We start from the raw sequence: 10,090 nt of genomic DNA, 5'->3' as shown, positions 1-10,090 counted from the left end.
GCGGCGGAGGGAGTTGCCGAGGGTGTAGCCGAAGCCCGGCTCCAGCGGCTCGATCACGAACCGGGAGCGGAACTCGTCGACGACCTCTTCGGTCAGTGACGGACGCTGAGCAATCAGCACGAGATTTGCCTCCAGTGTTTGGCGCCCGCTATGTGACGCCGTAGACACCACGAAGGGTAACGGGCGGTTCGGCCGCCCAGGAGGCCCGAACCGCCGACCCCGCCCGTCTGCCGGCCGGTCAGCAGGCTCAGCTCTTGCTGGGGTGGAGTCCAACGATCAGCTACTCCTGTCCCTGAGAATCAGCCACCAGCGCAGTTCGTACGTGCATACTGGAGGCAATGAGAAAGCCTGCTGCACCGAAGCGTCATTTGCCTACCAGCCCCTTCAAGGCCCCGGTCACGCCGGCCCCCAAGCACTTCGCCGTGGGCGACCAGGTCACACACGACATGTACGGACTCGGCCGGGTGATCGGCATCGAGGGTGGAATCGCGGCGCTCGTGGATTTCGGCTCGGCGCAAATGCGGATCTTGAGCCCGTACGCCAAGATGACCAAGCTGTAGGACCGCTGTGCCCGGTCACGGCACGCCAGGCCTCTTCAGGGGCCCGTAACGAAAGGGAGACCTCTCATCGATCTGACGTCGCTGTTCTCCGCCCTGGAAGGGCAACCCCGCTGTGCCACTGCAGCATCGCCGCCTCCGACGACGAACCCCTTCCAAGCCCCGGACTTCGGGGAGGACGAGACCTTCCTGCTCGAGGATCTACAGGGGCGCCACCGACGGCCTGATCGAAATCCCCGGCAGCGACCTCGACATCGGCCTCGACCTGCTGCGCCGCCACGCTAGCGGCTGTTCCCCGGCAGCACCGACGACATCGCCCGCCTCGCCCTGCGCCTGCCGGCGCCGCGACGCCAGGAGCCAGTGCTCGGTGCTCAGGTCCCCAGGACCAGTGCACGGAACGGGCCGGGCGGGGACGTCCCAGAGGCGTCGCCCCCGACGTAGCCCCACTCCCAGGACCGCAAGGCCTCGGCGGTCTTGTCGTCGGAGCGCGGTTCACCAGCGTGACACCGGCAGCGGCACCGTGATCGGAAAGCAGCCGCTGCTGCATCCGCCGGGCGAGGTTCCAGGCACGGTTCTGGTACTGCCTGCGCACGCGGGGCAGGACGAGGATCCCAGAACCCTGCTCCCGGGCACGGACGGAACCGGCCCGGCGTCGTTCATCGCCGAGAGCCGGTGTCGGAGCGGTGCGCGGCATGCCCTCGGCGCCTCCACCGTGCTCCCGGCCCCGCATAGCCACGGAGCGCCCGGCGGTCGTCGACGACGCCGGATGCAGCCTCGGCAAGCACGACCACCCGTGCCGGGCATACGCTGCTAAGAGAACCGGTCGTGAAACGCGCCGCAGTCCGCGCACCGGCCGACGTGTCGCAGCGACCGCGTTCGTTCCCGTCGCTGTTCCCGGCAGGAGTTGGGTATGGCTCAAGACCCGTCGCCCTCCGCGGGTCACGCAGAGGTCCGCGTCATCGCGGCGACACGGAGGTCGCCCGTCGCGTCGCCGAAGTGCCGCCACTGCTTCACCTCGGCCGAGCAGCGCAGCTACCCCGCCGGCCGCGAGGGAGCGACCCGTCTCCATCTCACCATCGACACCCTGCACACCGCGGACCCGCGCGGTCCTGGCTGGCGACCAGCGAGTCGACATGGCAGAACCGCACGCACCCGGACGAGGTGTGACCAGCGGAACGACAGCCATGACGACACTCCGTGAACGCAAGTCCAACCGGAAAGCGGTCCTGAAATCTCTCTACGAGGCCGTCGAACGCAACCGCCCCGAGGTCAGCGGAGCGGCACTCCGCGACGAGCTGCGCCTGCCCGACGAGGATCTCTCTGCGGCCTGCGCCTATCTGGCCGACGATGGCCTGATCAGCGTCGACTGGACATCGCACAGAACCCCCGCCGCCGTCTCACTGACGCACGAGGGCATACGGCTCATGGAGGAGGAAGAGGAGCAGTCGGCCGCGCCCAGCCAGGGTGCTCGAGGCGCTCAGGTTGACTGAGGGGTGCCCGTGCTGGGGTTCGAGGGCCGCGGGCAGCCGGACGATGTCCTGCGCGCTCGTCCTCACCCCGGAGTAGCCTGACCGAACCGAGAGCCTGGCCAGACGCCCCGGACACCGTCATGGCACCGGACCATGTGATCGATGTCGAGCCGGCTGACGACCAGGGCGAGATCATCACCCTGGAGTGCGGCAGCGTGGGCCGCTGGGGTGCTCCTGTTCGTCCCGCCCGACGAGCCCGACGAGCCCGACGGGCGGCCGCCCGGCTGCTGGCCGCCGCCGATTCCCGCAACGTGCTGACCGCCGCGCGGATGCCGGCGCCGACGAGACCGACCGTCTCCCGGAGGCCACCCGGGAGCCGTAATGAGCGGCGCCGGTCGCCGCACGCGATCCTCTGAACAGGCCCGCCGTCGCCGAGCAGGGCACCCACGCAATAGGGGCGAATGATCTTGGATACAGCGAAAGGCGCCCCGTCTTCAAGAGCCGGCCTCGGTCTCGTCCGGTGCGGCTCTTTGCCGTGCTCCCGCACCACTGCGGGATCCCAGCCCTCGACCTCGATCCGGGCGGCGAAGACAGGGCCCTCGGTCGTCTGCTCAGGTTGGCTCAGGCGTTGGGACGCTTGCCGTGATTGGCCTTCTTCTTCTTACGACCGCGTCGCTTGTTCCCTCGTTTAGCCACGGTATACATCTCCCTAATTCGGGGCTTTCTACGCCTTGGTCAGTGTAGATTCGGCCCGGAGTGTCCGCATCAGCGGTGTCGCGGACGCAGCGCACATAGACCGGCACTTCGCCGTCCCGGAGCAATCACTGGCTTCTGTCGAATCCACGTCAAGAAGAGACGATGCTGACGCCATCCCCGAGCAGCTTGAGGCCGAGGACGAAGAAGAGGAGCGCCATGACGGCGACGTTGTGTCGGGTGGCCCAGTCTCGCCGGTTGCTGACGGCGCTTTCGCCCGTTCTCCCAGGAGGAGGTGGACGGCCAGCGGCGCGAGTACGCCGACGGAGGTAGTGATCACAAAGACGTCCGCTTCAAGGCCGGCCAGGCCGCTTCCGGCAGGAGCACGACGTAGGTGGAGTGGAGCGGCCCCGACTGTCCGCCTCGTCGCGGATGGTCGGGGCCGCTGCCGCCCGCACTGCGTGCAGGATCAGAAGAGGGAGTACAGCAGTCTGTTCGGCGAGCCCGTGCCGGCGCTCTTGACCACTCCGCTCGTCGTGGCGGCCACCATCGCGTCCCGGACCTGTGCGGGAGTGGCGGAGGGGTTCCCCGCCAGGTACAGCGCGGCGGCGCCGGCCACGTGCGGGGTGGCCATTGAGGTGCCGCTGATGGTGTTGGTCGCCGTGTTGCCGGTGCTCCAGGACGAGGTGATGCCCACGCCCGGCGCGAACAAGTCGAGGCAGGTGCCGTAGTTGGACCAGGACGCCTTGGTGTCCGTGCTGTCGGTCGCCCCGACGGTGATCGCTTCGGGGACCCTGGCCGGGGAGTAGCCGCAGGCGTCCTGGGCCTTGCCGCCGGCGTTGCCGTTTCCGGCGGCCACGGCGTAGCTCACGCCGGAGGCGACCGAGCGCTTGACCGCGTCGTCGAGCGAGGTGCTCGCCCCGCCGCCGAGGCTCATGTTGGCGACGGCCGGCTTGGCGGCGTTGGCGGTCACCCAGTCGATGCCGGCGGCGACACCGGCGGTGGTGCCGGAGCCCTGGCAGTTCAGGGCGCGAACACCGACGATCTTGGCGCCCTTGGCGACGCCGTAGGTCGATCCGGCGGTGGTCCCTGCGACATGGGTGCCGTGGCCGTTGCAGTCGTTGCCGTTCGCTCCGCGGGCAGCCGCCAGTCGTCCCGGCGCCGGGTACGTGCCCGGTGCGCGCCCGCGCCGCGAGCGGCCAGGAAAGCGGCCACCGCCCGCTGTTCGGCCTCGGGGTCGAGGTCACCTCCGCGCATGACGGCGGCCTGCACCGTCTTCAGGGTGGAGTCGGCACGCACGTCCCAAGGGCCCGACGCGCCGTCGGTGTGCACGCGGCGGCAGCCCGGAACTCCGTCGCCGTTCAGCCGCTCACCCATGTCCGCTTCCGCTCCTATCCGACATGTTCGAGTCATTCGGGGTGACGGGCCCCCGCTCCTGCCGTCTGCTGCCGTCATCGTTCATGTCGCCCCCCAGCATCCGGGAAGCCTCATCCGTCACGCCCTCTCCCACCTCGCCGCCGACACCCAGTCGGCGGGCGAGGCGTTTCAGGCCCCGGTGGGCGGCAGTGCGCACCGCCCCTGGGCGCTTGCCGAGGACGCGGGCGGTGGTGGGGCCGTCCAGGCCGACGACGACCCGCAGCAGCACGGCTCGGCCTGATCCCGCGGTCCGTACCGGTAGTTTTTCGACTGCTCGGCGACGGTGTGGTCGCGGGTGGGGACCAGGGTGCCGTCGACAGCGGTGCCAGTTGCCGTGTCGAGCCCGGCAGCGAGTGCATCGCAGGCGGCGCTGACGGCGTCGCTGGCACGGATTTCTCCCATGCTCCAGAGGGCGGCATGGTCCTGCAGAGTGCTTGCCGCCGCCCCGTCCTGGGGCCGTGTACTTTGCCTGCGGTCACGGGCCGGGTGAGGGTAGCTGCACCAGGTGTGCGGCTTTCGTTTTCGTCACCCGTTCGGGCTCACCCGGCCGCCGCGAAGGTTACCGGTGGCCGTTGCTCGGGAGCAGCGCCAACCGGGGGCGTTCCAGCGGGAATCCCCTTGGGCATGAGCCGGTGAAGCAGGAGGACACCAGCGCGGTCAGCCTCGCAGCGCCTTCCGGCCGGTTTAGTATGGCGTGACAGGCGCGTGCACCGTCAGGCAAGGGGCACGTGTGGGCACCACGCACCGGGTGCCCCGGGGGCTGAGACCAGAACCCCGGCCCGATTACGGCGGGCCGGGGTTCTACATGGTGGGCATGGTGCGGCTGGGTTTAGAACTCGTCGAAGTCGAAGTCTTCCCCGTGGTGGCGCTTGATCACCCGGAAGCTGCCCACCACTCCGTCCTTGACGTGGACGCCCTTGGTGTGGTGCACCTTGACGCCGTTGGCTTCGCTGTGCGGGCCGACGGTGGCGACGGGGGCGCCGTTGTCACAGGTCACGCCGCGGAAGAACTCGACGGTCCGCTTGCTGTCGTTGCGGATGTTGAAACTCTTGGAGCCCAGGCCGCTCACCACGGTGATGCAGCCGTCGGGGTGGGCGGAGAACGACCGCTCGTTGATGAAGATCCTGCCGATCTCGTGGTGGCGGCGCTTGCCGTGCTTGCCGTGCTCGCCGCGCTCGCCGCGCTCGCCGCGCTCGCCGCCGCCCTCGTTGCCGCCGCGGCCGCCGCCCTCGTTGCCCTTGCCCTGTCCGGACCCTCCGTCCATCGGCGCGTGGGCCGGAGCGGGCGCCTGCTTGACGACGGCCGGGGCCGCCTCGGGTGCGGGGGCGGCCGTGGCGTAGGTGATGCCGGTCGCGGCGAGTGCTGCAGCGGCAGCAACGGCCGCGGTGACGGCGGTGGAACGGGTCATGATCATGGCGCTTTTGCTCCTTCTCAGAGAGGCCGGCTTTGACAGCCGGTGTGTGATTGAACGTAATGACCGCCCTCAAGGCTGTCATTTCGGGCATATCGGAAGGGCTGGCGTGGGGGAGCCGAACGGGGTACCCCGAGCATCCGCAGGCCCGGCTCTCCTCCTGCTGACGGCACGTCAATCCTTCGAAGGCGCTGGCTAGATTGATGAGGGATTAGGCCTTCAAGGTGATCTCTGATGCCTGATCACCCGTGCGGCAGCGGGTCGCCTGGAAATACCGGCGCGAAGGGCTCACCGGATTCCGGCACGGGGGCGGGTCACAGACGGGATCACGGCGACCCTGCCCCGCCAGGGCCTCACGCCCAAGCCGGCGGCCGTCCGCCGTCCGGTGTGGGCCGGGCCACCGTGCTGTGGTCAAAGGGCCAGGGCCCGAAGACCGGGCCCTGCCGGCGCCGTGTTCCAGGCGAGCGGTGCCGTTGACGTCCGGCTGTTCCCGGCTGCCGGTGCACGGCGTGGCACTTGCACCGGACGACCAGATACCCTCGGGCATGACGCCGACCACGAAGGGGCACTCCTCACCGACGCGGATCCCAACGTCTTCTTCGCCGGCCCCGGCGGGCGGCCTTGGCCAAGGACACGGGGTTGCGGCACGGGGAGTGAACCGTTCCCCTACAACACCTCCACCGCCACCGCGGTCGCTGCCGACGCCAACCACACCACGGCAACGGCGAATACCAACTGGATGTACCCCCAGTCACTGAAGCTCGGCGCCCTCAGACCGGCACGCTTGCGCAGGGTGGCCCACCGGCCCAGATCGGGATGGAGTGAGAGGTACACCGCCGCCGCCACGCCGAGGAAGAGCCCGGCAAGAGCCGCGAGCACGTCCGGCACCGGTGCGTACAGCACCGCCACGGTGGCGACGGCCGCGCCGCCGAGCAGCCAGTGCCCGACCACCCAAAGCAGCAGGTGCCTCGCGCCCTTCTCGTCGAGTATCACGTCACCCCACCGTCCCCCCTGTGACCTCTACCAGTCCTTCCGTTCCCGCCACCGACCCCGGCGGAACATCGGCCGCGTCAGCACATCAGCAGCCCCGCCCTCTACCCCGTCTTCTCCAACGGCACGGACACCAGCAGCAGTTCCGTACTCGTTGCCGGCAGCCGGCCGACGGCCGCATCCACACGGTGCAACCGCAGGGACACGTGCGGTCGAGGGACAGCGAACCCTCGTACACCAGCGGCCCTCCGAATCCGGCGCGCCCACCGGTTTCAGCGCCGTCGCCTCCGCGACGCGGTCGTCCGTGTCAACAGGGCCCGAAATCCTGGACCTCGACGTCGTCGGGGCCAGGTCTCCGGGACAGGGTTCGTACAGCGCCCGCCGGCGCCGGACTGTCCCAGATGTCGATGCGGCGCTCAGCTTCAGACCGCGCGCATGGAGCAGGCCCCATCCGGCCTCCATTGGCACGCCGGCCGCCTCGGGGTCGGCGCGTCAGATGCTCGGGGCGGCCGTCGACTCAGTCTCCGGCGCCGCAGCGACAGCGGGGGTGTCACTCAACTCGAGGCGGAGGTGTTCGACGTGGTAGAGGGCCTGGTCGAGGAGTTCGGCGACGTGGTTGTCGTAGAGGGAGTACACCACTGATCGGCCCTGTCGGGTGCCGACGACGAGGCCGAGGTTGCGCAGCAGGCGCAGTTGGTGGGAGCAGGCGGATTGTTCCATGCCGACTTCCGCCGCCAGCTCGGTTGCGGGCAGGGAGCCTTCGCGCAGGCGGGCGAGGATGAGCAGCCGCGAGGGTGTCGCCAGTGCCTGCAGGGTGGTAGCGACCTTGGCGGCAGTGGCGGGATCCAGGCGCGTTCGCGGGAGGGGGGTTCCGGCTGGTTGTGCGGCTCCATGACCCATACGCCCATGCTACGACACCCCCATGAACACATGAATGCCTCTTCATTTGTTTCGATACGGTGAAGGAGTCGGATCACCGCGCTCCCTGCCTGTGAAGGACCACGCCCCCGACGTCTTCCCCTCTCACCCGCCCAGTTGCCGCCAGCCGGTGCGCGACGCTGTAGCACCGCGGCGGCGCACGCGGGTCTCGCGTTGCCCGAGGCCCGGTTGGCAGCGGCTGCACGGGTGTTGTTCCTGGTCGCCCTCCCGCTGTGTCTGACCGGGCGCGCCTGCGTGGTCGTGGTGGCCGTTGTTCGCAGCCGTCTGCATCACCGGCGGCTGGGAGCCCGGCTGGGCCGGCCTGCAGGCGCTGCAGGAGAGGACCCTGGTCGTGGACCTGCTCATGGTGGTCGCCGCGCTCGGAACGGCGGCGATCGGGCGGATGCTGGACGGGGCTCTGCTGATCGTCGTCTTCGCCACCTCCGGCGCGCTGGAGGCGATCGCCACCGCCCCCACCGCGGCCTCGGTACGCGGCCTGCGCGACCTGGCCCCGCCACTGCCACCCGGCTGTGGACGAGGGCGTGCAGGGGCAGACTGTCTGGTGCGGACATCGCGCTGATCTCCTTCGGGCCTTCGGTATCTCGAAGATCAGCCGGTGGCCGTTCTTGTGTTCGGGCACTCACTCAGACGCCGGGCCAAACACCCGGACCAGGTGGGAGCCCGTGGACGATCGCAGGCGCATACCCACTGGTGATCGGCTTGTCAGCTGAGGAAGCGGGAGAACATCCGGTACATGAACGCGGTTCCCTGCCGCAGCGCCTCGACGTAGATCCGTTCGTTGTTTCCGTGCATCGTGATGAGCTGGTCGTTGTCGAGTACGTACGGGTAGACGCCGTATCCGGGGATGCCGCGTTCCCGCCACGGCGCCAGGCTGGTGCCTGCTTCGAACAGGGCCGGCGCGAATACCGCGTCGGGGTAGGTCTCGTCGGCGGCGCCGGCAAGAGCGCGGAACAGTGGAGTGTCGATGTCGGCCGGTGGCGTTGCCCAGTTCTTGTCGAGTTCGTCGAGGTACTGCTTCTCGGTCTTGCCCGCCGGGGCGGCGAGGGTCACCTGGATGCCGCGGCCGGCCGTCATCTCGCGGATCTCGGCGAGGAATTCGCGGGGCTTCTGCCCGCCGGGGATGCCACGGCAGTTGATCCGGACGTGTGCCGAGGACGGGATCACGTTCTCCTTGTAGCCGGAGTCCTCGATGACGAACGCGTGCGTGGTGCGAAGCAGGGCCTGGTGCAGCCACGGGTAGGAGGACTTCGACACAACGACGCGCGCGGCTCGTTCCCGTGCGTTCTGGCTGTGTGCGGAGAGCATGAGCTTGATGGCGCGGGCGAACTCCGCGTCGTCGGTTGCCCTCGCCAGCGCCGTGAAGTACTCGCGCGTCACCGCGGTGAGGTGCACCGGCGCGAGCCAACTGTCCAGTTCGGCGACCGCCCGGGACAAGGTCACGATCGCGGCGTCGGGGTTGGGCTTGGAGGAGTGCGTGGCGGTGCCGTGGGCGGTCAGGTCCAGGTTGAAGTATACCTTGTCCTGCCGGGTGGCGGTGATCAGCATCGGGGTGGTCTTGTCTTTCTGCGCCAGGAACCAGCCACCCTCGGTGAGGACCATGCCGGCGTCCACCTTGTTCCAGTGGTTGGCCGCCAGCCACCGCGACCCGAACGAGCCGGCTTCCTCGTCGCAGTCGGTGAGCACGATGATGTCGCGCTCGAAGCGGGCTCCCTCGGAGATGTGCTGCAGCAGAGCGCTGATCGTCGCCGAGTTCGCACCCTTCATGTCGAGGGCGCCGCGGCCGTACACCTCCCCATTGCGCACCGTGCCGGAGAACGGATCGACGGACCAGTTCTCCCGTTCGACCGGCACCACGTCGGAGTGGCCAAGCATCAGCAGCGGCGCAGCGGAGCTGGTCCCGGGAATCCGCGCGATCAGGTGCACGTTGTTCGGCTGCGGAGTGTCGATGATCTCCGCGGGCACCCCGGCGTTGTCCCACACTGCCTTGAGCATCTCCGCGTGCGGGCGGGTGTTCGCGCCTTCGCCGTGGTTCTGTGTGTCGTAGGACAGCATCCGCCGGAGCAGGTTGAGCGGGTCCTTGTCCGCTTCCGGCACCGCGGTCGCGGCCGCCGCCGGACTCAGGGTGGCGCTGAACAGGTTGATGCCCGCGAGGCCGGTGGCGCCGAGGGCGGCGACGCCGACTCCGCCAAGGAAGGTGCGTCGACCGAGCCGCGCTCGGGCCACGGCAGTCACGTCACGTGAATCGTTCATGCTCTCCTCCTTGTTGCGCGAGTGGTTGACATTCGAGCTTCACGATCACGCTGGTTCAGGGTCAATTGGTAAGGAGCGCCACAGTCGATGAGCGGGGCGTCGCAGTCGATGAGCGGTATTCAATCTGCGGTGAACGGCGTCCTGGCCCTGCTCCATGACGCAGGTGCCACGGACCCCTCACGCGCGGGGGGCGTGACCGGCCGCCGACCCGACCACAACTGGTAAGCGCCTTGCGGAGCCGGTCCGGAAATGCGCAGCCACGGCAAGAACCCGGCGAGGACCATGTGGATGCGCAGCCCGGCACTCGTTACGCAGCGAATCCGGCTTGAGCTGAGGCGCTGACCGGACCGGCGGTCCCGTTCCGG

The 10,090-nt window shown here is 69.2% G+C and carries 9 protein-coding genes and 4 pseudogenes; 4 read left to right on the top strand and 9 right to left on the bottom strand.

The features are described 5' to 3' along the window. A pseudogene (locus ACFY4A_RS38700) lies at positions 1-120 on the bottom strand (DNA-directed RNA polymerase subunit alpha); the annotation flags it as partial. 218 nt (positions 121-338) lie between these two features. Between ACFY4A_RS38700 and ACFY4A_RS38695 the strand changes: the two are divergent. The 3 genes from ACFY4A_RS38695 (at position 339) to ACFY4A_RS38685 (ending at position 2,442) form a co-directional block, all read left to right on the top strand. Then, on the top strand, positions 339-560 hold the full coding sequence (locus tag ACFY4A_RS38695; protein ID WP_390834007.1) for a hypothetical protein: 222 nt from the start codon (positions 339-341) through the stop codon (positions 558-560). Between the two features lie 1,181 nt (positions 561-1,741). Continuing rightward, a complete protein-coding gene (locus ACFY4A_RS38690) occupies positions 1,742-2,047 on the top strand; it encodes a hypothetical protein (RefSeq protein WP_390834006.1) in 306 nt (101 codons plus the stop codon). A 119-nt stretch (positions 2,048-2,166) separates the two neighbouring features. Then, complete coding sequence (locus tag ACFY4A_RS38685) at positions 2,167-2,442, top strand: hypothetical protein (protein WP_390834005.1); 276 nt, start codon at positions 2,167-2,169, stop codon at positions 2,440-2,442. 205 nt (positions 2,443-2,647) lie between these two features. On the opposite strand, the gene ACFY4A_RS38680 is transcribed toward ACFY4A_RS38685, so the two are convergent. The 7 genes and pseudogenes from ACFY4A_RS38680 to ACFY4A_RS38650 all read right to left on the bottom strand — a co-directional run bounded on the left by ACFY4A_RS38680 (position 2,648) and on the right by ACFY4A_RS38650 (position 7,436). After that, positions 2,648-2,731 (bottom strand): 50S ribosomal protein bL37, encoded by an 84-nt coding sequence (locus tag ACFY4A_RS38680; RefSeq protein ID WP_390834011.1) that lies wholly within the window; start codon positions 2,729-2,731, stop codon positions 2,648-2,650. Between the two features lie 457 nt (positions 2,732-3,188). Then, positions 3,189-3,854: pseudogene (locus ACFY4A_RS38675) on the bottom strand (S8 family peptidase); the annotation flags it as partial. After that, positions 3,743-4,096 (bottom strand): hypothetical protein, encoded by a 354-nt coding sequence (locus ACFY4A_RS38670; RefSeq protein WP_390834004.1) that lies wholly within the window; start codon positions 4,094-4,096, stop codon positions 3,743-3,745. The pseudogene ACFY4A_RS38675 and the gene ACFY4A_RS38670, both read right to left, overlap by 112 nt. Continuing rightward, a pseudogene (locus tag ACFY4A_RS38665) lies at positions 4,089-4,453 on the bottom strand (sigma factor-like helix-turn-helix DNA-binding protein); the annotation flags it as partial. The gene ACFY4A_RS38670 and the pseudogene ACFY4A_RS38665, both read right to left, overlap by 8 nt. A gap of 511 nt (positions 4,454-4,964) precedes the next feature. Then, the gene (locus ACFY4A_RS38660; RefSeq protein WP_390834003.1) at positions 4,965-5,549 is read right to left on the bottom strand and encodes a hypothetical protein; all 585 of its coding nucleotides are present in this window, start codon (positions 5,547-5,549) and stop codon (positions 4,965-4,967) included. Positions 5,550-6,212: 663 nt separating this feature from the next. Further along, a complete protein-coding gene (locus ACFY4A_RS38655; RefSeq protein ID WP_390834002.1) occupies positions 6,213-6,539 on the bottom strand; it encodes a hypothetical protein in 327 nt (108 codons plus the stop codon). A gap of 489 nt (positions 6,540-7,028) precedes the next feature. Next, entirely contained in the window at positions 7,029-7,436 is a 408-nt protein-coding gene (locus ACFY4A_RS38650) for an ArsR/SmtB family transcription factor (protein ID WP_390834001.1), read from the bottom strand. A 148-nt stretch (positions 7,437-7,584) separates the two neighbouring features. On the opposite strand from ACFY4A_RS38650, the pseudogene ACFY4A_RS38645 reads away from it, so the two are divergent. Next, a pseudogene (locus ACFY4A_RS38645) lies at positions 7,585-7,968 on the top strand (heavy metal translocating P-type ATPase); the annotation flags it as partial. Positions 7,969-8,177: 209 nt separating this feature from the next. Here ACFY4A_RS38645 and ACFY4A_RS38640 read toward each other — a convergent pair. Further along, a complete protein-coding gene (locus ACFY4A_RS38640; protein ID WP_390834000.1) occupies positions 8,178-9,725 on the bottom strand; it encodes a M20/M25/M40 family metallo-hydrolase in 1,548 nt (515 codons plus the stop codon). Between the last annotated feature and the right edge of the window lie 365 nt (positions 9,726-10,090).

It is taken from the genome of Streptomyces sp. NPDC001292 (assembly GCF_042896465.1).
Classification (GTDB): Bacteria; Actinomycetota; Actinomycetes; order Streptomycetales; family Streptomycetaceae; genus Streptomyces.
Note: the sequence above shows the minus strand (reverse complement) of the source record. Positions and strands in the feature narration are given on the sequence as shown.